Origin of the sequence: Bacillus aerius (genome assembly GCF_029894105.1) — a bacterium.
GTDB lineage: Bacteria > Bacillota > Bacilli > Bacillales > Bacillaceae > Bacillus > Bacillus altitudinis.
The window spans coordinates 2,412,477-2,434,708 of record NZ_JARYHO010000001.1; the positions used below are offsets into that span (position 1 = coordinate 2,412,477).

A 22,232-nucleotide genomic window follows, 5' to 3' on the forward strand; every position below is an offset into this window, starting at 1 on the left:
ATGATCAATTCCCACATGCAAAAAAGGCCCTTCTGGCGAAGAGCCTTTTTTTGAGTGCTTGTTCATTACCTGGGAAATATTTTCATCATTTTAAGGCTTTGATACAGATGTATGTATCATAATGGTAAACAGAGACGTCTCTAAAGTGATACGCTGAAAAAAGACAGCTGATGTCTGCTTCACTGTACGTTGAAAGAGACTGTGAGCGTTTTTGTTCCTTCATTAGTTCCTGCTTTTGAAAAGATAAGAATACTTCTCCATCCACTTGAAGAACACGATATACCTCTTTCATGACTTGTTCGATATCTGGCAAGTAATAGATGGTCTGCACTGTGAACAATTTATTGAATGATCTGTCTTCAAAAGGTAATTGCTCAGCTTTTCCAAGTGTGATAACGGCTTTTTCCTGCTCGACAAGTCTCTTATGTTTTCTTTTCGCGTATTTTACCATATGACGCGAAGCATCGATTCCATATACTTTTCCTCGGTCAAGTTTTTCCGCTACTTTAGATAATGTCATACCTCTTCCAGTACCAATTTCTAAAATCCGGTCGTTTTCTTGTATATTTAAGAGTTGAATCGTCCATTGATTGATATTATGATGATTTTTTTCCATATAGCGGGCAACCCATTTTGAGAACAAGCCCTTTGGTTCCCTCATTTGTTTTCCAATCCAGCTTTGAATCAATGTCAACACCTGCTTTGCACCAGTAAATAAAACTATTTACGAATTTTCTTACTTTTCATATCGGCTCTCGCCTAACAAAAGTTAAGACCTAGTCCTAATTTCTTTGTCTTTTATTAGACGGCACCTTTTCTGAAAATGTTTCGCACGTAATGAAAAATATTTAAACAAATAGGCATTTTCATTAATTGTGCTCAGATTGATTTCGTTTTCTGCATGAGCTGCATATTTTATGAATGTATCTTGATTAGATAAAGGTGGTGCTAGATTATGGGCTTTGGCGGTTATTCTGGAGGCTACTGCGGTGGCTACGGTGGCGGTTTTGCAGGCGGATTCGCATTGCTTGTTGTACTGTTCATTTTGTTAATCATCATAGGTGCAAGCTGGATTTGCTAATGTAAAAGGAGCAGGAAACGATAACGTTTCCTGCTCCTTTTCTTTAATACCAATAGGTTGGATAATTGTACATATAGCGTCTGAGCATTTCTTCTTGCTCTCTTTGCATTCTGTATGGATTGCCGTATCCGTGCTTTAAAGAATGCGGAATAGACGCATACCCGTGCCCCACTGACGGAAACCTCATATATGGTGACATCGACATTCATTGATCACCTCACAATCTCCTTTTACGGTTATCATATGTGCAGGTGATCAATGTGGAGCGTGTCTAAACCTGGTCCTTCTCCCTTGTATAACAATCAAGCATTGCAAGCATCATAAACATGTCAATCTCCTCCTTTTCATGTTTTTATTGTCCTTTTTAGTTCATGTACTTTAGTTGTTTCTGCTTCATTTCTTCATAAAACGTTTCGACTTGTTGTTCATAAAGAACGGTTTCAATGTCCTTGTATTTACGTTGGATCGTCAATGTGATAAAAAATAAATGGATTGTCATATACGCTCACCTCCCTTCAGTTCGCAGCACGCGAAATAGCCCGCAGATCTTCTTTATCAGTTGACCTGCGGGCACACAAAAATGCAGATCAAAAGACAGTGTCTTCTAACCTGCGATGGATGATACGTGAAATCCTCGTTTACTTAAACAGTTTTGTAGCGTGAACCGTAAAAGGTAAAGGAAGGACACGAGCTCTTCCACAGGCTGATGACATGATGAAATTGGTTGTTGAATTGATCACAAGTAGATACGAATAACATATTCTTCAGCCTCCTTTACGTTTTTAATTACTTTGTAAGTATATCCAGCAAGCACCATTTTGTAAACCTGTTTTTAGTAAATTAGATGATTTTTGTGTGTTTGACTAAATTTCTACAGTGATTCTTGTCCGATTATCCAGTGCAATTAAAAAAAGTTTCCTCATCACATGAGGAAACTTCAGACTGTTGACAAAGGGCTAAAATGAACTTGATTTTAGCCCTTTGTCTTCTTTTCAGCGTGATAGAAAACCTTTGAATTCTAGGAAGGACGAGTACCGGCGCGGAGCAAATTTGACATTCGTGAGCACCGGCACGCAGGACTGACAAAGAATGCGAGGGTTTGTCTACACGCTGAAAGTCTCCTCATCATATGAGGAGACTTTTTGCTTAATCTTCATCTAGTTCTTGTAGCTTTTTTTGAAAAAAGATCGCACGTTTCACGCAAAGAAAAGCAGCCAATAGGAAAACACAATCAACTGCCAGCATCAGCATTTTTGGTGATGCTTCTAGGTGCTGATTCGGTAAAATCGTACCAATATATAAAAAGGTGCTAACAGCAAGCAAAATAAAAGCGTATTGCTTGTAATCTGTCACTAAACCATCCCACTTTTTCTTCACTTGTTTCACCTTCCCGTTATCAATGTCTATTGATAGCTTACCATAGTGGGAGAAAGCGAGGGGCATGTAAATCTATCCATTCGTTACTGCGTCGAGCCCTTGTTCAATATCATGTAATAAGTCATCAATATCCTCAATACCGACAGAAATACGGATTAAACCATCTGTGATGCCAAGCTCTTCTCTGCGCTCTTTTGGAATGGATGCATGGGTCATGCGAGCAGGAACAGAGATTAAACTTTCAACCGCCCCTAGGCTTTCTGCGATTGTAAACAATTTCAATTGGCTTAAAAACACGTCGACATTTTCTTCTTTTCCAATATCAAAAGAAATCATACCGCCAAAGCCTGTTGCTTGAGTTTTTGCAAGCTCATGACCTGGGTGAGCGCTTAAACCTGGGTAATAGACACGTGTAATCGCAGGATGCTGTTCTAAAAACTCAGCGATTTTCTGCGCGTTTTGTTGATGTGCTTCCATTCTTAGCCCGAGCGTTTTCATCCCTCGCATTAGAAGCCACGCATCTTGCGGTCCAAGAATACCGCCTGTAGAGTTTTGAACAAAGTGCAATTCTTCACCAAGCTCTTCAGTAGCTGTCACGACAAGTCCGCCCACCACATCACTATGGCCGCCTAAATATTTTGTGGCACTGTGCAAGACAATGTCAGCCCCATATGAAATCGGCTTTTGAAAATATGGGGTAAAAAACGTATTATCGACAATCATCAAGATGCCAGATTCTTTTGTGATCCGGCTTATGGTTTGTAGATCGGTCATTTTCAGCAATGGATTGGTTGGTGATTCAATATAGACGGCTTTTGTTTCTGGTAAAATTGCTTTTTTCACTGCTTCAGGATCACTTGTGTCTACAAATGTGGCTTTAATGCCAATCCGGTTGAGCACCTTTGTCATCACACGATAGGTTCCGCCGTACACGTCGTCAGTCAGTACGATATGATCTCCGCTGTTAAACAGCATCATCACAGCTGTAATTGCAGCCATCCCTGAACCGAATGCATAGCCGTTTGCCCCGCCTTCAAGATCACGAATGACTGTTTCCAGTGCTGTTCTTGTTGGATTCGCAGTTCTGGAATATTCATATCCTGTGTGCTCGCCTGCTTTAGGCTGCTTATAGGTGCTGACTTGGTAAATGGGAACAGACACGGCTCCTGTTTTTTCATCACCAGTGATTCCACTATGAATCATCATTGTTTTTGGCTTCATTTTATTTTCCTCCCTCATAAATACCTTTACTTAGATAACGCTCACTGCTATCAGGAAAAATAGTCACGATCACCGTCCCAGGTGATGCCTTTTTCGCTTCCTCTAAAGTGGCAAATAGAGCGGCTCCAGACGAGCTTCCGAGCAGAACACCTTCCTTTTCAGCTGCTTCTTTCACCATTCGGAAAGCATCATCGTCACTGACGGTATAAATCTCGTCAAATAAAGTCGATTCCATATAATCTGGAATAAATTCAAGGCCAATTCCTTCCGTTCTATGCGGTCCCGGCTTTCCACCATTTAAAATAGATCCTTCTGGTTCCACGATCACTGTTTTTAGCGCTTCTTTTTGCTCTTTTAAATAGGCAGCACAGCCTTGAAACGTTCCGCCAGAGCCCGCTCCTGCTACAAACACGTCTATGTTCCCCTGGAGGTCGGACCATATTTCTGGCCCGAGTGTTTTATAGTAAGTCAATGGATTTACTTGGTTTTTAAATTGTAAGACGCAATAAGCATTGTCAAGGCTTGCCTCTAGTTCAAGGGCTCGATCAATCGCACCCTTCATCCCATCTTTTCTTGGTGTATGAATAATCTCTGCACCAAGCGCCTTCATGAGCTGTTGTTTCTCTTGACTAAAATGTTCTGGTACACAGAAGATCGGATGCAATTGATGTTTTCTTGCACTTAGCGCAAGCCCGATGCCTGTGTTTCCTGCAGTTGCTTCAATAATGGTTCCGCCTGGGCGCAGTTTGCCCGATGCCAACGCTTCTTTAATCAGCATATCACCTAAGCGATCCTTAATACTTCCGCCTGGGTTCATCATTTCAAGTTTTGCATAAACATCAACACCTGCCGGCACACCCATCCCTGACAGTTTTAAAAGCGGTGTGTGGCCAATTAATTCCGTAATATCATGTATGACAGCCATATAAATCCCTTCCTTTGTATGGAAAAGAAGGGGGAAACCCCTTCTTTTATTGTGTTTGCTTTATCATACGCAGGACAAGGTCTGTTGAGTGAATCGCTGCTTGCTCTAGAAATTGATCAAAAGAGATATTGGATTCTTTCCCAGCAATATCTGACAACGCTCGAACGACCACAAATGGCGTTTCAAATAGATGGCAAACTTGCGCAACTGCTGCTGCCTCCATTTCCACTGCATACAGCTCTGGAAATTTCTCTCTCACAAACGCGACACGACTAGGATCATCCATAAATGAATCTCCTGTTGCAATCGTTCCTTTTGCCACTTGAATATGATCGATTTCTGAAGCAGATTCCTCTGCCAGCTTCACAAGCTGATCATCTGCGATGAAAGCAGCTGGTAATCCTGGCACTTGTCCATATTCGTAATTAAAGATCGTCACGTCCACATCATGATGTCTAACATCTGTAGAGATGACAATATCACCTACATTTAATGAGTGATGGAAACCGCCAGCTGATCCTGTATTGATCACATAATCTGGCTGAAAGCGGTCAAGGAGAAGTGTTGTGCTGACCGCTGCATTTACTTTTCCAATCCCTGATTTTAATAAAATCACTTCTTTATCTTCATAAACACCTGTTGTAAATTCACACCCAGCGATGTTTTCTTGTGTGGCATTCTTTAGTTGGTCTCTTAAAATCGTCACTTCTTCTTCCATTGCACCTATCACTGCGATTTTCAAATCAAAAACATCCTTTCATTCCCTTTTCTTCGCTTCTACGATCCACACAAAATCATTCATTTGATGAAAAGATGTGCTAAAACCTTCTTCTTCAAAGATTTGCTTTAACACACCTATGGATGGATAATATTCCGTTTCTAAATCCTCTGCAAGCTGATCGAACCCAGCGGCTTTCGCTTTGTTCGTTGCAGCTTGATGTGCTGCTTGATTTTGAAACATTGTATCAGCAAAGACTATTTTACCACCTGAGGGAAGGATGTTGCCATAGGTGTGGATGGCTTGTTTTTTTTCTTCGTCCGTTAAATGATGGAAAGCATATGAACTGACGATCGTATCAGGCTCAAAAGGTGGGGCTGGAAACGATAAAAAATCTCCGTCATGAAATACATTTGGTATTCCTTTTTGAAGAGCCGCTTTCTTCATGGCCTCTGAAGGTTCAACGCCAAACACTTTCTTATCTGCTTGAAGCAGTGCCGCCGTTAGGTTTCCTGTGCCGCTTCCAAACTCAATGACATGTTGACCTGCACGGCGAGTAATCTCTTTTAGAATGGCCGGATACCGGCGAAACACTTCTTTATACTGCTCGTCATGACCACTTACAGTGTCATCATAAGATTCAGCCCAATGATCAAATAAAGAAAGAAACTCACGTCCCATTTTTCTTTCCCTCCACTTTATCTATTTATTCCTATCCGTATAGTATGTTTTATTCCGTCGAACAGTTCCTATCCTACCACATCTTCTGATTCTTTCCTACTAAAAAATACTGAGTGGGGTAGAAAAATATTTGCCCTTTTGAATGGGAGAGATTATGATGAATCTAGAGCATGGAGGGATGAATGAAATGGATTTTCAACTGGATTTTTTAAAGGACAAAATTGAATTTTTTGAAGCAACGTCTTTAAAAGAACTTGAACAAAAGATCCAAAAACAAATTGAACATAATCAGGCGATCTTGCTGACTGTTCATTCTGTGAGTCATCAAACGACTGTCATTGATGATAAGATTTTGTATACAGCAGTTGTTCATTTTAAAGCGAATGTCTCATAAAAAAAAGATCAGCGTATAGGCAGTCAGGTCTGTGCGCCGGTGCTAGTCCTTCCTAGACTGCAAAGGTTTTCTATCACGCTGAAAAGAAGAAAAAGGCTAAAATGAAGTTCATTTTAGCCTTTTTGCATGCATCTTTTTTATTTTATTTTAATTTTTCAACCTTCACAGGTTTCCAGCCTTTTTCGTCCACCCACGTAATTTCTACACGGTAGCGTTCACCTGTTGATTTATCACGGATGGTTCCTTTTGCATCTTGAGGTCCTCCGTTATTTCCTAACCAAATAACAGTCATTTGATCTTCTGAGATCCCTGTCGCATAGGACATGGCTTTGATCATTTCTTTCCAGTCTTTTGAGTTAGCATCATAGGTTGCTGTATGTGATCCCGATTGCTCTGTTCCTACAGGCTCCCAGTTATCGTTTTCATATGTTTTGTCTACGTCACTTGTTTTACCGCCATCTGTTTCTGTGGCATCTTTTAACGCATCTTTGTTTGGCTCTTCTTCATCATCTGTTTTCTTTGTATCGTCTTTTTTGTCAGATGAATCGTCTTTTTTCGCATCCGCATCATCGGATGTATCTTTCTTTTGATCTTTCACATCTTCTTCTGAGTTTTGTTTATTTTCACTCGATGCAGGTGCTGTTTTGGATGGTTCGTCTGCTACATTTGTATCTTTCGGTTTATTAAAAATTAACAAACTCGATGCGACAACCAAAATAAGCACCACAACGATACCAATTAATATGTTAAGCACCATATTCGCCTTTCTGCGCTTATCACGATGTTCAAATCGAGAATTTCTACTCAAAATCTCTGCACTCCTTTGCCTCTGTTCCCTAAGTCGTTACTATTCTAACATGACATGAAGGGATGTTCTATGTCTGTTTCTTTTCAATTTCATTGACCTTTTTTACAATATCATAAAACGCTTCATTTGTCTTAGCCCGGCCACTTGTCTCATCAAGGTGAACAACGACGAGAGCGTATGTTGGTTTTTCTGCCGGAAAGTATCCGGCAAACCACTTGTGATAAAGTGGATTTCCCTGTTTATCTTTGCTGCCGGTTTGGGCCGTGCCTGATTTCCCTGCTATATGGAACGGCAGGTCTTGAAATCTTCTTCCTGTTCCTTTGTCAGACGTCACCACCTGCCTTAAGTACTTTTGCAAGGTTTGAGCTGTATAGCGGTCAATACTGTCACCATCAGGTCGTTTGTTTTGAAAAGATAGCATCGTTGTTCCGTTTTGATACATTACTTTATCTGCAATCCTCACTTCTTTTCGTTCTCCGCCCCTTGCAATCGTTGCCATCATATTGGCAATTTGTAAGGGGGTTGTTTTGACATTTTTTTGACCAATCGCCGTTTGCGCAATGGCTTTTTTGACATGCTTGTCTCTTTTATCTCCCCACACACTGCCTGTTTCTTCACGATCAAACTGTTTGAATTGTTGCTTATGGTATACATCCCCTTCCCAGCCGGCTCGATCCACAAGCCCCAGCTTTGAAGCTGTCTTTTCAAGGATTTGATCATCTGTTTGGATGAGCTGCTCAGCGAGTGTCGCAAATGTATAATTACAGCTTTGCGCAAAGCTTTCAGACAGATTCAGTACTTCCTGCTTTCCTTCTGGCTCTCCATATAAATTCTTTCGACAATCATACATCGTTTGTGGCTGGTTCAAGTTTTTTTCAATCGCTGCGGCAAGTACGACCGTTTTAAATACAGAACCGGGAGCCATTGCGGTCAGCATGTAATTTCTTGCCTCATGCCGGTTTTTGCTGGTCACATTTGGAACACTCGCCATCGCCAGCACACTGCTATTTTGAATGTCGAGCAGAACCGCTCCGCCTTTTTCAACACCTTGTGCTTTGAGAACATTCTCCATTTCCCTCTGCATGTCTTCGTCCATGGTTGTCTGCACTTGCAGCGGATAAAACGAATGAGCTTCTGCTGTATATTTGACGTCCATCCCAAACAAAGGGTTTCCCCTTCCGTCCACATGATATAACAATTTTGTGTCTTGCTCTGGTAATAGAAATTCGTCAAATGTACTTTCCAAACCGAATGTACCGATCTCAGTGCGGATTGAAAGCTCTTTTTTGTCCGGATAACGTTTTCTCAAGAGTTCTGGATTCTCGCTTGTGAAACCTAATGTGTGGAGGGCAAGTCTTTTTTTGTCCTTCTCTTTCATATATACGCCGTAAACACCTGAATATTTCATATCATTGATGTCTTTTAGCTTTTTTTTCGTGATATCATCTTTTAAAATGAGTGGTTTCTTCGTTTCTGTCAGCTGGCTCTTCAATTCATCTTCTTCCATCTCAAGTATAGAAGCGGTTTGTTTTAAGTGAGGGAGGTCATATTGCAGGAAAGGAAATATGATGACCGCAGGCTCTTCTTTTGTGAGAAGTGCCTCGCCGTTTCGATCTAAAAATTCGCCGCGTCCATCTGAAATGACTACTTCTTCTGTCCGCTGCCTGACACTTTCTTGGATCAAATTAATATCAAGCTTTGAAAAAGATTCTGTGAAAAACAACTGAATTTCCGCTAGTCTAAATAGGAGACCGAGCAATAAGATAAAAATAATGACACCTGTCCATTGGATTCTTCTTGTTTTCAGCATAAAAACACCTCGTCCCTATTGTGGACGAGGTGTTGATCGTATAAACGTAATTATGAAATTTTTACAATTTGGACGAACATTTCTCCGCCAGGTGTTTGAACCGTGACTTTGTCGTCTACTTGTTTGCCTAAAAGGCTTTTTGCAATTGGTGAATCGTTTGAAATTTTGCCTTCAAACGGATCAGCTTCTGCACTTCCTACAATCGTATAAGACTCTTCTTCACCGTCCGGTAATTCAACGAATGTCACCGTTTTACCGAGTGAAACAATATTTGAGTTACCTTCATCTTCAATAATTTTGGCATTACGAATCATATTATCAAGCGTTGTAATACGACCTTCTACAAACGCTTGCTCTTCTTTAGCAGAATCATATTCCGAGTTTTCAGAGAGGTCTCCAAAACTTCTAGCGATTTTAATACGCTCTACAACCTCTTTACGTTTAACCGTTTTCAAATATTCAAGCTCTTCTTCTAATTTGCGCTTTCCTTCTTCTGTCATTGGAAATACTTTCTCTTGTGCCATGAATCATTCACTCCTTCTATTAATCCTCATCATACAAGCTTTCTGCATGTGAGTGACGACTGAAATATACAAGAATGAGGACATATTCCGGCCCTCATTCCTTCTGTCCCATATTCGTAAAAGTCCATCTTACATGGCGTCCCTTTTAGATGCAACTATTATGCCTTTTTATTAGGCAGGAACAGCAGCGGTCTCATGATGATATATTATCTTCATCGCACAAACTGTGGAAAGGCACAGGAAGCTCCTGTACCTCGTTCGGCCATTTCGATCATATGTAGAAGAATAGCTTATCCATTCTCCATCTTCCAATACATAATATGGTCAGTGTACGATATGTCTATGCTATATTATTACAAAATTGCATTTTGATCAAGAATTGTTTGAAAATTTGTGATGATTTGTTTGTCGTTTTTTTAATATACTTTTACAAAGCAGGAATAACTGAAACTTTCAGCATCCCATCGTGATTTTCCTGTCTCCATTTCGCAGCATTGTTTTCCTATCATATCAAATCTTTTATTCAGAGGACTGCTTCTTACAATGCTCACCGATGATTTCGGACTAGCCATTACTAAAGTATTGACTACAAGAGCATGATGTTGAAAAGACCTTTACGTCGTAAAGGTCTTTGTTCTTCTCCACCATTTACTCTCCGCGGTTTTGAAGAATCGTTTGAATTTTTGTCACCATGAGGTCAATAGCCACATGATTTTGACCGCCTTCTGGGATGATGATATCCGCGTATCGTTTTGACGGTTCAATGAATTGATTGTGCATCGGTCTGACGACAGATACATATTGTTCAATCACGGAATCAATCGATCTACCTCTTTCTTTCGTATCACGTAAAATACGGCGAATGATCCGAAGATCTGCATCTGTATCCACATACAGTTTAATATCCATTAGGTTTCTTAGACGTTCGTTTTCAAGGGCAAAGATTCCTTCAACGATGATGACATCTTTGGGTTCAACATGTACCGTCTCTTCTGAACGTGTGTTTAGTTTAAAATCATAAATCGGTTTTTCAATGGACTCGTACTTTAGCAGCGCTTCTACATGCTCAATCATCAGGTCATTGTCAAATGCAAGCGGATGATCATAATTGGTCAGCAGGCGCTCTTCAAATGGCATATGACTTTGATTTTTATAATATAAATCTTGCTGAAGCATGAGGATTGAATGTCCTTTAAATTTTTCGTAAATGGAATTGGTGACGCTCGTTTTACCTGAACCCGAGCCGCCAGCGATTCCAATCACCACTGGTTTTTTCCCCATGTGCCGGTTATTTCCCCTTTCTCATCATGTTGCTAGGGTATACTTTTTGATCAAGCTTAAATTTCACAATTTGCAGTGGATGACGAGCTGCATCGAGTTCGTTCCCTTTTTCGTCCCAAATCGTCTCAATCTTGCATGTGAAATTTTCAATTTCTGGACCGAAAAATTCAACTTCGTCGCCAGCTTTAAAGAAATTACGCTGCTGTAATGTGACAATTTGTTCTTGCTCATCATAATGAAGTACAAGACCGACGAAATCAAAGGTCGTTTTCTTTCCGTGAATGCCAAACATTTGTTCATCCGTTCCTGGTACACCTTCAAAAAAGGCAGGAGCCGTGTCACGGTTGGCACATTTGTCTAATTCACCGAGCCATTCTTGTTGAATGACGAAATTGTCTGGATCCGCACAGTAAGCATCAATGACTTTACGATAGACACTGACAACTGTTGCTACATAATGAATGGACTTCATTCGTCCTTCGATCTTTAAGCTATCAATTCCCATTTCGATCATTTGCGGTATGGATTCGATGAGTTTTAAATCTTTTGGACTCATCGCAAATGGTGCGTCTTCTTCACCGAATAAAGGCGCTTCCTCAGAGCCTTCTAGTTTATAAAGATCATAATCCCAGCGGCAAGATTGGCAGCAGCCTCCGCGGTTTGAATCTCTCGCTGTCATATGGTTACTGAGCACGCAGCGGCCAGAATAAGCAATACACATCGCCCCGTGAATGAACGTTTCGATTTCAATATCCACTTTTTCTTTCATTTCTTTAATCTCTAGAGCGCTTGTTTCACGTGCAAGGACCACACGCTCAAGCCCCTCTTCCTTCCAAAACTGCACCGCTTTCCAATTCGAAAGAGACTGCTGTGTGCTCAAGTGAACTTCAAGTTTTGGAGCTACTCGTTTGCATGTTTCAATAATGAGTGGATCAGCGACAATAATTCCCGCTACACCCGCTCCTTCAATCCCTTGAAGATATTCTTCCAGCCCGTCCATGTTTTCATTGTGGGCGAAAATATTCGTTGTCACATAAATACGAGCACCGTATTTGTTCGCAAATGCGACACCTTCTGCCATTTCTTCAATTGAAAAGTTATCTGCATTTGAACGAAGTCCAAATTCTTTCCCGCCAATAAAAACAGCGTCTGCTCCATAATGCACAGCAATTTTTAGTTTTTCTAAGTTACCTGCTGGCGCTAGCAGTTCTGGTTTTTTTGTAATGACACGTTTTCCATCGATCATTTCAGAAATTCCATCTTTTAAAAGTGCCATTTCCTCTGCCTCCTTTTATCTTAATAAACCGTTTCTTTAAAGAAGAACCCTGTATCGATTGAACGATTGACAGGCTGGATCTCTTCAATACGCTCCACCCATTCATCTTTCTGATCTTCATAGGCTTCCTTATCAGTCACTAGTAAATCAATGGCTTTTCGATAGAGGGATGTCACCTCTGTCATATAAGAAAGTGACTTTAAAATTCCGTCAATTTTAAATGAGTCAATGCCTGCGTCAACAAATTCTTCTAATTCATCAATCATACATACATCATTTGGACTCATAATGTGTGTGCCATTTTCATCCTCAAAAATAGGATATTTGTTTTGACGCTCCTGGTCGTGAAGGAATAGACCTTCTTCCATATTTCTGCCTTCCACGTCCATTTGTTTGCCTTGATATTCAAAATAGTTGCCAACAAGTGTCCGTTTGGATTGGAACATACAGGTCATGCCGTGGACTTGAATTTCAATCTCCACTTCGGCGTTTTCTTTGATATCAATCACGCTATCCATATTGAGTTCTTTGGCAAGAACAGCACGTGTTGCGCCTTTTCTGCCCCAGTAGTTACAAGTGTAATAGTTTGTCCCAGTTGTTTCTGTACTCCAGTGCAGATTCAAGTTGACACCTGTTTCTTTTGCGGCCATGATCACGGCCGGATCTCCAAAAACGACACCATCCACGTTTAACCCATCGAGAAAGGTTAAATAATCTCCAAGCAGTGCCACACGGTCATTATGAAAAATCGCATTCATGGCGACATATACTTTTTTGTGATGTGCATGTGCGAGTTGAACCGTTTGTTTCACATCTTCTCTTGAAAACTCACCTGCAAGACGGATTCCATATGTTTGTTCACCTATTAAAAATGCGTCAGCACCCGCTTCAATGAGCGGCAGTACATCCGACACCTTGCTTGGCGTCACAAGCAATTCTGGTTTTTTCATGATTGGTCACCTCTTTTTGTACTAATAGCGATCCCATCTCCAACCGGAATGATACACGTTTGGTAGTCAGGATTTGACATCAGCCATTGATTGTATCGATCAATTTTGCCTATTAATTGTTTTTTTCGTTTATCTTCAATTTCTTCTTCATAATTTGTCGCAACTAAGCCTTTAAATAATACGTTGTCTGTAATAATCATTCCGTCATCGGACAGCATCGGTTCAAACAGCTCAAAAAAGCGTTGATACTGGCCTTTTGCCGCATCAATGAAGATCACATCATAGGGCGCCATCGTCTGAACCGTTTTAGCTGATTCGATCGCATCGCCAAAAAACACGTGAATTCTATCTTTGAAATGTAATTCTTCAATATTTCGTGTCGCTTCCTCATAACGTTTCGCATTTCGCTCAATCGTATAGATTTCAGCATCTGGCAGAGCTTCTGCCATTCGAATCGCTGAATAGCCAATCGCTGTCCCAACCTCAAGAATCTTCTTTGGTTTTTTCAAAGAAAGCAGCTGCAATAACAGTTCAATGCTCACCTTTTCCATGATTGGCACATGATGCTCTTTCGCATACTCCTCTAATTGAGCGATGGCATCAGGACTCGGCTCAATTAAATCTTCAATATAATCATTTATTTGATCATCTTCGATTGTCATTATATGTCTAGCTCCTTCATGACCTGAAAAAGAAGAGTCCTGCCTGCTGCAGCTCTCTTTCTCGTCAATCTTTCGTTCATCTAAGTAAAAACAACCCGATATATTTTACCACAAAGATGTGGTAATTGCGAATCTATAAAATGGATATAACAACGAAAAAAACTGCAGGCAATTTCACCATTGTCTACAGTCTTTTTCCTCTCACATGAGCGCTAGTTGCTGCCTGTGATGTATTTCGCTTTCGCTTTGTTGTGCTCATTTAACGTTTTCGTAAAGACGACTTCCCCATTTTTCTTTGCTAGGAAGTAAACAAAATCTGTTTTCTCTGGATGGAGTGCTGCTTTCCAAGAAGATTCTCCAGCATTGGCAATAGGTCCAGGCGGCAGTCCTTTGTTTGTATACGTATTATAAGGTGATTTCACTTTTAAATCTTTGTAATAAACACGGGACTTATGCTCGCCAAGCGCATAAAGAACGGTTGGATCTGTTTGAAGCGGCATGTCCTTTTTCAACCGGTTATAAAACACACTTGAGATTTTTGACCGGTCTGTTTTTTCGGTTGCTTCCATTTCTATCAGGGATGCCATCGTTAGGACATCATGGATGGACATCTTTCTCTTTTTCATGTCCTTTTCATACGTTTTCACATATTGATCTGTTTGTTTAATCATCGTGTCAATGATGGTTTCAAGTGATTCATCCTCACGATAAAACGGATACGTCGCCGGGAATAAATATCCCTCTAACGGATGCTTGACCTGTTTCCCGTTCACTTGTGATGTCACCGTTTTCGGGTATTTTTTCATCAATTTTTTAATAAAGGCTGGATCATCCAGCTTCGCTTCAACTTCCTTCGCTGAAAAATTCGTCTGGTTTGCGATAATAGTTGCAATATCAGACAACTGTTTCCCTTCAGGTATCACAAGCTGAAATGCGTAATCTGTCCCGCCAGATGTCAGCTTTTGAATTAGCTGATCCGCATCCATTGTTTGTTTGAGATGAAAATAGCCCGCTTTAAAGCCTGACGCTTTTTTGTACTTTGCATAGTAAGTGAAAATCGTGTCATTTGAAATCAGCTCATTTTCTTTTAAAATGCTCGCAATTCCACTGACAGATGTCCCATTTGGAATATGAATATTAATGGTTTGTTTGCTTTTTTGATCGACCGGCCCGAGTGCTGATTTTACATATAAAAAACCTGATAATGCTGCAATGATGATCACAGCAAGTACAGATAACAGGACGATCCCCATTTTTCGTTTAAAAAATGGTCGTTTCTTTTGTTCTGAAAACATGCATGGCCCTCCTCACATCTAGCTTTTATAGTACATGATTCGACGGAGTTCGGCAATTACTTGCTCATGCATGTCATGACAGAACTTGCCATAGTGTGGCTAAACCGACACCGCCTCCACTGCCAATTGCAGCCATGACATAACTTCCATTCGGTAAGGCGCGGGCTTCGTAAAACAGTCTCACCATCATAGCAGCTCCCGAGGCGCTATATGGATGACCAAGACAAAGCGCACCGCCTCTTTTATTGATACGGTCATAAGGAATACCTAGTGTCCGGGCAATGAGCACTACTTTGAGCGCAAACGCTTCATTGATTTCAAAAAGTGCAACATCTTCTATCTTCACCTGTTCTTTATGTAAAAGTTTCTTGATTGCATCAATTGGTGAAGCAGCAGGATAATGCGGGTCCATAGCGGTCACGGCACTCCCGATATACCGCAGCATAGGGCTGAAGCCTTTTGCCTCCGCTTCTGCTCTTTCCATCACAACGACGGCAGCTGCACCATCTGCTTCTTTACAGCTATTGGTCACAGTCACAGTACCTTTGCCTGGTAAAAAGACAGGTTTTGCTCGCTTTATCAAGCTTGCAATCGGTCTTATTTTAGCTGCCGCTTCATCTGTACTCATCCCGCTAATCGGAACAATTTCTTCTGAATACGTTCCTTGCTTGAATGCGGTTATACTTCGTTCCCAGCTTAAAAGTGCATAGTCATCTTGCTCTTGTCTCGCAACTGAAAATCTCGACGCCGTCAGCTCTGCCGCTTCCCCCATATGAGGGTCCCCTATCCACTCTGGAGAAAAGCGGGCCCTTTCTTTCATTGGTGACCGAGAAATGCTTTCCGTTCCACCAGCGATATACATTGATCCCTCCCCCGACTGAATCATGATGCACGCCGTTCTAATGGCTTCAAGACCGGAAGCACACTGCCTATCAATGGTCATACCCGGAATATGTAATGAAAGCCCTGCTTCTAACGAGGACAGACGGGCAATGTTGCCACCACCCCCGACGACATTGCCTAAAATGATGTCATCTGGCTTGGTCACGTTTGAAAAATGCTGGATCAAGGGCGCGGCTAGATGCTCTGGCCGGTAATCCTTCAACATTCCATTTTTCTCACCGAAGGGCGTCCGCTTCGCTTGTACGATCACGGCTTGCATGATAATTGTTCCTCCGCCCACTTTTTCATACTGGCACGAGCGATTTTCCCTCCTGATGTTTCGATCATTTTGTCCGTGACGAGCCATTTTTTTGGTACTTTGTATGCCGCTAATGTTTCTTTTACAGCTTGCCGAATGATTTTTGTTTGCTGTACATTCTCAATAATGGCAACAGGGATTTCGCCCCAATAAGGATCAGGAAGTCCAATCACGATTGACCGATTCACCTCTGGCTGTTCATTCAGCACACGCTCAATTTCCTCTGGAAAAATATTCAGTCCCCCATAGACAATCATGCCATTCTCGCGGCCGCTCATATACAAGTAACCATCTTCGTCGAGCCACCCCATGTCATATACGGTCAGCCACTCTTCGGGCGGCTTTTCATCTTGTAAATAGCCTGAAAAAGACATTGGGCTTTTCACATAAATTCTCCCTATTTCATTTGGCTTGCAAACGGTTTGATCTGCCCTCCTGACTTCAACCTGAATAGAAGGAAAAGGCTTTCCGACAGAAGTAGGCTTTTGCAAAAAGTCATCTGAAGATAAATAGGAGACAAAACTCAATTCTGATGTTCCATAAAAATCAAAAAATGTGATGTGGGGATTGCGGTTGACGAGCTGTTTTTTTGAAGAGTTTCCCCAATCTGCACCAGACGACAGGACAAGAAGCGGATTCTTTCCGAAAGCATCCATTTGCAGTAACGATTCTGTCATGGTCGGAACCGTATAAATAGCCGTAATGTCTCCTTTCTCTAAGGTTTTCTTTGCTTTCTCTGGCACAAATTTTTCTAACAATGTCACAGTGCCACCGAAATAAAGTGTGCTGATCGCACCGTATAAAAAATGAGAGGATAAAAGTGTGCCCAAAATCAGTACATGATCTTTATGTGTGATCCCAAAGACGGATGTTGTCATTTGAAAGCTCTGGATCCATGACTGCTGGCGTCTTATAAAGGCTTTGGGCGATCCCGTTGATCCTGAAGTAAATCCCATATAAAAAGCAGGATCTTCCTCCGTATCACTTTTGTTCGATTGAACTCTTATGCTGAGGCTGATTCTTTCTTTCCATTCAGATAAAGAGAGCACTGGCATATCCAGCTTGTACTTTTCAATTTTTTTGATATATCGATCTTCCACAATGACAAGGTCTGCCTCGCTTAATAAGAGCTTTTCCGCGCATTCCTTATCACTCCACCGCGGATCAAGAGGCACCGCTGTCCATCCTGCAGAAGCTGCACCAGCAAATAGTTGGAGAAACGGAACACCATTTGATACTAAAAAAGCGACTCTTTTTTGCTGATGAGGCGTTTCTTTTAACCATTGTGCAGATGACTTCACACGCTCATGCCATTCTTCATAAGTGATCTGCTCTTTTTCATCTATGATCGCCATCTGATCTGGCTTCACTTTTGCATGAGCTGCATAGCTTTCCGTTATTCTCATCAAACTGCTCGCCTCCCTCTATGTAAGTCCCTTTTTCGATATGACATCGCTTGAATGATTTTCACCGTGAAGACGGCACATATCCCTGCTTTGATCAGATCACCCGGTAAATAAATGACGCTGAACAGAGCTGCTTGCGTGATCTTTATATGCATCATCATGGCTTGAAAGGGAATTCCGCCTATATATAATATCCCGATACTGCATACCGCATAGATCAAAAATAGTCGTAAGGCCGTCACTTTCTTCAGCCGGTTCAGCCACAGGCTGATCATAAAGGCAGCCACTGGATAAGCAAGTAAAAAACCACCGCTTGGCCCAAAAAAGACCCCTATTCCGCCTCTTCCTCCAGATAAAAGAGGTGCGCCTGCTGCCACTATTAGAAGAAACAGAAGTAAACTAATCAGGGCTTGCTTTGGTTTTAACAGCCCTCCAGCAAGCAAAAGACCTGCGGTTTGTAAGGTGATTGGTACAGGTGTAAACGCAAGAAAAATAGGCGGAATCAATCCTAACATCCCAATAACTGCTGTCATGAATGCCATTTGCATCATATCGTGAATTTTCAATTTTCATACCCCTCACTCGATGTTTTTGATAAAAATAGCGTAAAAGGTCGAGTGATATATGTCAACTAAATTTCAATAATAGTTTACATATAGAATGTAAAAAAAGACCTGTGAAGAAAGATCACAGAGATCATGTTCACAGGCCTTATATTCGTTCTATTCTTCTTCGTCTTCTTGATCTAAGAACGTATTTAACGTTTCTTCAATCATGTCCCACTCTTCATCCGTTTCAATTGGCTCTAATTCGCCATCTTCACCGTCTTCGTTTGGTGTGAAGCTTGATGCATGAATTTCAATTTCTTCGTTATCTTGTTCAGAAATTGGGTAGTAAAGAACATATGATTTGTTAAAATGGTCGCTTTCAAAAGTAAATAGTACTTCGCAAAGCTGCTCATTTCCATTATCATCAACGATTGTAATTTGCTTTTCTCCGTGTTCCATTTGATTCACCTCATTTTAATTTAAGCTGTCTAAGTACCCTTGAAGGATCATAACAGCCGCCATTTTATCAATGACTTTTTTACGCTTTTGTCTGCTCACATCTGCAGAGATGAGCATTTTTTCTGCTGCCATCGTTGACAGACGCTCGTCCCAAAGCACAACAGGAACATTGTACGTGTTTTCTAACACTTTCGCAAATGATTGGCTGGCCTCGCCTCTTGGACCGACCGTACCGTTCATATTTTTTGGAAAACCAAGTACAATTTTATCCGTTCCATATTGCGAGACGATCTCAGACAGGCGGCTGAGACCAAAGTCTCCGCCTGCTTCATCAATTTTAATGGTTTCAATCCCTTGAGCTGTCCATCCCATTTCATCACTGATTGCCACACCAAGGGTTTTCGTGCCTAAATCTAAGCCTAAAATTCTCATGTTTTACGCCTCTTTATGTGTTTCTAAGTACGATTTAACCAATTCCTCAATTAATTCGTCTCGTTCTAGTTTACGAATTAGGTTGCGTGCATCCTGATGTCTTGGAATATAAGCAGGGTCGCCTGACAGCAAGTATCCGACAATTTGATTGATCGGGTTGTATCCTTTTTCTTGGAGTGCGTCATAAACTGTTATGAGCACTTCATTCACATTGGTTTCAGCTGAATCATCAGAGAAGTTAAACTTCATTGTCTTATCAAATGAACTCACTGCTTCTTGCACCTCTCTTCCAACATTCTACTAGCAAGCTTTTTTCTAACCGCTCATCTAATACCATTATTCTACACTACATTGACTGATTATAAAACGGATTTGACAGATTCTTCGACAGTTGCCAGTGCTTCTTCAAGCTTTTCTGGCTGTTTCCCGCCTGCTTGTGCCATATCTGGGCGTCCGCCTCCGCCTCCGCCGCAGATTTCAGCTGCCTGCTTCACAAGTTTTCCTGCATGAAGACCTTTTTCAATGACGTCTTTCGTCACACCGGCTGAAATGTTGACTTTTCCATTTTGAACAGCGCCAAGTACGATGACAGCTGAACCTAATTTCGCTTTTAAGTCATCAACCATCGTTCTTAAATGGTTCATGTCTTTGGCGTTTACTTTTTCAGTTAACACGTTCACTCCGCCAACTTCGATCACTTTTTCTAAAATAGAGCCAGCTTCTGCTTGACTTAATTTCGCAAGAAGTGATTCGTTTTCTCTTTGAACTTCTTTTAAATCAGCCTGCAAGGAAGCGATGCGTTTTGGTACATCTTTTGTATTTGATTTCAGTTCATTAGCTGCCTTTTCTAAAATCGCAAGCTGATCATTTAATTCTTCATAAGCACCTTTACCTGTTACAGCCTCAATACGGCGTGTTCCAGCACCAATACCCGATTCAGATGCAATTTTAAACAATCCGATCTCCGCAGTGTTTTGAACGTGACAGCCTCCGCATAACTCGATGCTGTAATCACCCACTTGCACCACACGGACAATATCGCCATACTTCTCGCCAAACAGCGCCATTGCGCCCATTTCTTTTGCTTCAGCAATTGGTTTCAGGTCAATGGCAACCGAAATGCCTTCCCAAATCTTTTCGTTGACGATTTTTTCAATTTGTGACAATTCTTCTTTTGTTACTTGTCCAAAGTGAGAAAAGTCAAAGCGAAGTCTGTTTTCATTCACAAGTGAACCCGCTTGGTTAACGTGGCTGCCCAATACATCTTTTAGCGCTTGGTGCAAAAGATGTGTCGCTGTGTGATTTTTCACAATGCCTTTTCGAAGCGCTGATTCGACTTCTGCAGTGACTTCAATGCCTTTTTGAACCGTACCACTTACGACGACTCCTTCGTGGACATGCTGGCCGTTTGGCGCCTTTTTCACATCTTTGATATCAATGATCGCTTCGGCACTTTTTAACGTTCCTTTATCCGCCACTTGTCCGCCGCTTTCCGCATAGAAAGGTGTTTCATCTAATAAAATTTGCACCGTTTCCCCTTCGTGAGCTTCTGTGACAATTTCACCGTTTTGAAGCAATTCGATAATACGAGCATCTGCAGTTAAATTTTCATAGCCTACAAACGTACTTTCTGCTTTAATATCGCCTAAAGCCCCGCCTTGAACCTGCATACTACCTACATCTTGTCTGGCATTTCTTGCACGTTCACGCTGCTTCTCCATTTCTAGCTGGAAGCCTTCACGATCGACTGTCATGTTCTCATCTTCTGCATATTCTTCTGTGAGTTCGACCGGGAATCCATATGTGTCATAAAGCTTAAACACATCTATACCGGAAATTTGTGAGCTGCCATTGTCTCGTTCTTTTTTGATCACTTCTGATAAAATGGCTAACCCTTCATTCAGTGTCTCATGGAAACGCTCTTCTTCATTTTTGATCACTTTTGCAATAAATTCTTCTTTTGCTTGAACATCTGGATAGAAATCCTTCATGATCTCCGCAACAACTGGAACTAGGTCATACATAAATGGACGGTGGATATGGATCGTTTTTGCATAACGCACAGCACGGCGCAGCAAACGTCTTAACACATAACCTCGGCCTTCATTAGAAGGAAGTGCTCCGTCACTGACGGCAAAGGCAACAGTACGAATGTGGTCAGCAATGACTTTAAATGCTGTGTCTTTTTCTTTTGACTCCCCATAGCTTTCTCCTGAAATCGTTTCTACTGCACGAATAATCGGCATGAACAGGTCTGTATCAAAGTTCGTCGGTACGTTTTGAATAACAGAGACCATACGCTCAAGACCCATTCCTGTATCAATGTTTTTCTTCGGAAGCGGTGTGTATGTACCATCTGGATTATGGTTAAATTCAGAAAAAACAAGATTCCATACTTCTAGATAACGTTCATTTTCTCCGCCTGGATATAATTCAGGGTCGTTCATGTCGTTGCCATATGCTTCGCCGCGATCATAGAAAATTTCTGTATTCGGACCACTTGGCCCCTCGCCAATATCCCAGAAGTTGCCCTCTAGACGAATAATTCGTTCCTCAGGGACACCAATTTTATCTCTCCAAAGAACATACGCTTCTTCATCCTCTGGATGTACCGTTACAGATAACAGATTCGGATCAAAGCCAATCCACTCGTCACTTGTGAGGAATTCCCAAGCCCATTCGATTGCCTCTTCTTTGAAATAGTCTCCAATAGAGAAGTTGCCCAGCATTTCAAAAAACGTATGATGGCGTGCTGTTTTCCCTACATTTTCAATGTCATTTGTACGAATTGATTTTTGTGCGTTGCAAATACGTGGATTCTCAGGCACGACGCGGCCATCGAAGTATTTCTTTAATGTTGCCACCCCGCTGTTAATCCATAGAAGTGTTGGATCGTCATGCGGTACGAGGGACGCACTCGGTTCGACAGCATGTCCTTTTTCTTTAAAAAAATCTAAAAACATTTGACGTACTTGAGCTGAAGTTAAAGTTTTCATCATAAATCCTCCCTTTTTTATTCTCAATCTTCACACAAACGAAAAAACATCCCGCCCTATGCAAGCAAAAAACTACTTACACAGGGACGAGATGCTCTCGCGGTACCACCCTGATTATAGACATATGCGTCTATCACCTTCACATCCGATAACGCCGGAAGAGAGCGGCAGTGTTTATCTGCACTCG

Annotated in this window: 25 protein-coding genes and 1 other annotated feature (1 of these 26 only partly in view); of the genes, 2 read left to right on the plus strand and 23 right to left on the minus strand. The window is 41.4% G+C overall.

Annotation, left to right across the window (positions count from 1 at the left end):
• Nucleotides 1-85: 85 nt before the first annotated feature.
• Nucleotides 86-688 carry a class I SAM-dependent methyltransferase gene (locus M2353_RS12495; RefSeq protein WP_342394144.1) on the minus strand — a complete coding sequence of 201 codons (603 nt, stop codon included), beginning with the start codon at nucleotides 686-688 and terminating at the stop codon, nucleotides 86-88.
• Nucleotides 689-955: 267 nt separating this feature from the next.
• Here M2353_RS12495 and M2353_RS20240 point away from each other — a divergent pair, with 267 nt between their 5' ends.
• Nucleotides 956-1,081: a YjcZ family sporulation protein gene (locus tag M2353_RS20240; RefSeq protein ID WP_008342643.1), complete on the plus strand. Its 126-nt coding sequence runs from the start codon at nucleotides 956-958 to the stop codon at nucleotides 1,079-1,081.
• A 43-nt stretch (nucleotides 1,082-1,124) separates the two neighbouring features.
• Here M2353_RS20240 and M2353_RS12505 read toward each other — a convergent pair whose 3' ends face one another.
• The 7 genes from M2353_RS12505 to M2353_RS12535 form a co-directional block, all read right to left on the minus strand.
• A complete protein-coding gene (locus M2353_RS12505) occupies nucleotides 1,125-1,286 on the minus strand; it encodes a hypothetical protein (protein WP_154666048.1) in 162 nt (53 codons plus the stop codon).
• 159 nt (nucleotides 1,287-1,445) lie between these two features.
• Complete coding sequence (locus tag M2353_RS12510) at nucleotides 1,446-1,580, minus strand: YrzI family small protein (RefSeq protein WP_008342648.1); 135 nt, start codon at nucleotides 1,578-1,580, stop codon at nucleotides 1,446-1,448.
• Between the two features lie 647 nt (nucleotides 1,581-2,227).
• Nucleotides 2,228-2,458, minus strand: a complete 231-nt coding sequence (locus tag M2353_RS12515; RefSeq protein ID WP_148943687.1) for a YrhC family protein — start codon at nucleotides 2,456-2,458, stop codon at nucleotides 2,228-2,230.
• Between the two features lie 72 nt (nucleotides 2,459-2,530).
• On the minus strand, nucleotides 2,531-3,679 hold the full coding sequence (locus M2353_RS12520) for a bifunctional cystathionine gamma-lyase/homocysteine desulfhydrase (protein ID WP_284725512.1): 1,149 nt from the start codon (nucleotides 3,677-3,679) through the stop codon (nucleotides 2,531-2,533).
• A gap of 1 nt (nucleotide 3,680) precedes the next feature.
• On the minus strand, nucleotides 3,681-4,604 hold the full coding sequence (locus M2353_RS12525) for a PLP-dependent cysteine synthase family protein (protein WP_284725513.1): 924 nt from the start codon (nucleotides 4,602-4,604) through the stop codon (nucleotides 3,681-3,683).
• A gap of 46 nt (nucleotides 4,605-4,650) precedes the next feature.
• Complete coding sequence (gene mtnN / locus M2353_RS12530; RefSeq protein WP_039167112.1) at nucleotides 4,651-5,346, minus strand: 5'-methylthioadenosine/S-adenosylhomocysteine nucleosidase; 696 nt, start codon at nucleotides 5,344-5,346, stop codon at nucleotides 4,651-4,653.
• A 15-nt stretch (nucleotides 5,347-5,361) separates the two neighbouring features.
• Nucleotides 5,362-6,003 carry a class I SAM-dependent DNA methyltransferase gene (locus M2353_RS12535; RefSeq protein ID WP_041506826.1) on the minus strand — a complete coding sequence of 214 codons (642 nt, stop codon included), beginning with the start codon at nucleotides 6,001-6,003 and terminating at the stop codon, nucleotides 5,362-5,364.
• A gap of 187 nt (nucleotides 6,004-6,190) precedes the next feature.
• On the opposite strand from M2353_RS12535, the gene M2353_RS12540 reads away from it, so the two are divergent.
• Nucleotides 6,191-6,397, plus strand: coding sequence for a YrzA family protein (locus tag M2353_RS12540; RefSeq protein ID WP_024718362.1), 207 nt, complete (start codon nucleotides 6,191-6,193; stop codon nucleotides 6,395-6,397).
• Nucleotides 6,398-6,539: 142 nt separating this feature from the next.
• Here the strand turns inward: M2353_RS12540 and M2353_RS12545 are convergent, their stop codons facing one another.
• The 15 genes from M2353_RS12545 to alaS all read right to left on the minus strand — a co-directional run bounded on the left by M2353_RS12545 (nucleotide 6,540) and on the right by alaS (nucleotide 22,045).
• On the minus strand, nucleotides 6,540-7,205 hold the full coding sequence (locus tag M2353_RS12545) for a YrrS family protein (protein ID WP_017367687.1): 666 nt from the start codon (nucleotides 7,203-7,205) through the stop codon (nucleotides 6,540-6,542).
• Nucleotides 7,206-7,272: 67 nt separating this feature from the next.
• Nucleotides 7,273-9,015 carry a peptidoglycan D,D-transpeptidase FtsI family protein gene (locus M2353_RS12550; protein ID WP_284725514.1) on the minus strand — a complete coding sequence of 581 codons (1,743 nt, stop codon included), beginning with the start codon at nucleotides 9,013-9,015 and terminating at the stop codon, nucleotides 7,273-7,275.
• A gap of 50 nt (nucleotides 9,016-9,065) precedes the next feature.
• Nucleotides 9,066-9,539 carry a transcription elongation factor GreA gene (gene greA / locus M2353_RS12555; RefSeq protein ID WP_007501433.1) on the minus strand — a complete coding sequence of 158 codons (474 nt, stop codon included), beginning with the start codon at nucleotides 9,537-9,539 and terminating at the stop codon, nucleotides 9,066-9,068.
• Nucleotides 9,540-10,187: 648 nt separating this feature from the next.
• Complete coding sequence (udk, locus tag M2353_RS12560; RefSeq protein ID WP_007501435.1) at nucleotides 10,188-10,820, minus strand: uridine kinase; 633 nt, start codon at nucleotides 10,818-10,820, stop codon at nucleotides 10,188-10,190.
• Nucleotides 10,821-10,827: 7 nt separating this feature from the next.
• Complete coding sequence (locus tag M2353_RS12565) at nucleotides 10,828-12,096, minus strand: peptidase U32 family protein (protein WP_284725515.1); 1,269 nt, start codon at nucleotides 12,094-12,096, stop codon at nucleotides 10,828-10,830.
• 20 nt (nucleotides 12,097-12,116) lie between these two features.
• Nucleotides 12,117-13,046 (minus strand): peptidase U32 family protein, encoded by a 930-nt coding sequence (locus M2353_RS12570; RefSeq protein ID WP_008342670.1) that lies wholly within the window; start codon nucleotides 13,044-13,046, stop codon nucleotides 12,117-12,119.
• Complete coding sequence (locus tag M2353_RS12575) at nucleotides 13,043-13,708, minus strand: O-methyltransferase (protein ID WP_008342672.1); 666 nt, start codon at nucleotides 13,706-13,708, stop codon at nucleotides 13,043-13,045. The genes M2353_RS12570 and M2353_RS12575 overlap by 4 nt, the downstream gene beginning before the upstream one ends.
• A gap of 212 nt (nucleotides 13,709-13,920) precedes the next feature.
• Nucleotides 13,921-15,003, minus strand: a complete 1,083-nt coding sequence (mltG, locus tag M2353_RS12580; protein WP_024718365.1) for an endolytic transglycosylase MltG — start codon at nucleotides 15,001-15,003, stop codon at nucleotides 13,921-13,923.
• Nucleotides 15,004-15,076: 73 nt separating this feature from the next.
• Nucleotides 15,077-16,165, minus strand: coding sequence for an acetyl-CoA C-acyltransferase (locus tag M2353_RS12585; RefSeq protein ID WP_019743021.1), 1,089 nt, complete (start codon nucleotides 16,163-16,165; stop codon nucleotides 15,077-15,079).
• On the minus strand, nucleotides 16,153-17,610 hold the full coding sequence (locus M2353_RS12590; protein ID WP_284725516.1) for an acyl-CoA synthetase: 1,458 nt from the start codon (nucleotides 17,608-17,610) through the stop codon (nucleotides 16,153-16,155). The genes M2353_RS12585 and M2353_RS12590 overlap by 13 nt, the downstream gene beginning before the upstream one ends.
• The gene (locus M2353_RS12595) at nucleotides 17,610-18,176 is read right to left on the minus strand and encodes a biotin transporter BioY (protein WP_024718368.1); all 567 of its coding nucleotides are present in this window, start codon (nucleotides 18,174-18,176) and stop codon (nucleotides 17,610-17,612) included. The genes M2353_RS12590 and M2353_RS12595 overlap by 1 nt, the downstream gene beginning before the upstream one ends.
• Before the next feature lie 156 nt (nucleotides 18,177-18,332).
• Nucleotides 18,333-18,617: a DUF1292 domain-containing protein gene (locus M2353_RS12600; RefSeq protein WP_017358102.1), complete on the minus strand. Its 285-nt coding sequence runs from the start codon at nucleotides 18,615-18,617 to the stop codon at nucleotides 18,333-18,335.
• Nucleotides 18,618-18,632: 15 nt separating this feature from the next.
• A complete protein-coding gene (gene ruvX, locus M2353_RS12605; protein ID WP_003216519.1) occupies nucleotides 18,633-19,049 on the minus strand; it encodes a Holliday junction resolvase RuvX in 417 nt (138 codons plus the stop codon).
• Between the two features lie 3 nt (nucleotides 19,050-19,052).
• Nucleotides 19,053-19,319 carry an IreB family regulatory phosphoprotein gene (locus M2353_RS12610; RefSeq protein ID WP_024718370.1) on the minus strand — a complete coding sequence of 89 codons (267 nt, stop codon included), beginning with the start codon at nucleotides 19,317-19,319 and terminating at the stop codon, nucleotides 19,053-19,055.
• A gap of 89 nt (nucleotides 19,320-19,408) precedes the next feature.
• Nucleotides 19,409-22,045: an alanine--tRNA ligase gene (gene alaS / locus M2353_RS12615; RefSeq protein ID WP_284725517.1), complete on the minus strand. Its 2,637-nt coding sequence runs from the start codon at nucleotides 22,043-22,045 to the stop codon at nucleotides 19,409-19,411.
• 79 nt (nucleotides 22,046-22,124) lie between these two features.
• Nucleotides 22,125-22,232 (minus strand) — a binding site (T-box leader); it runs 100 nt beyond the window's last position.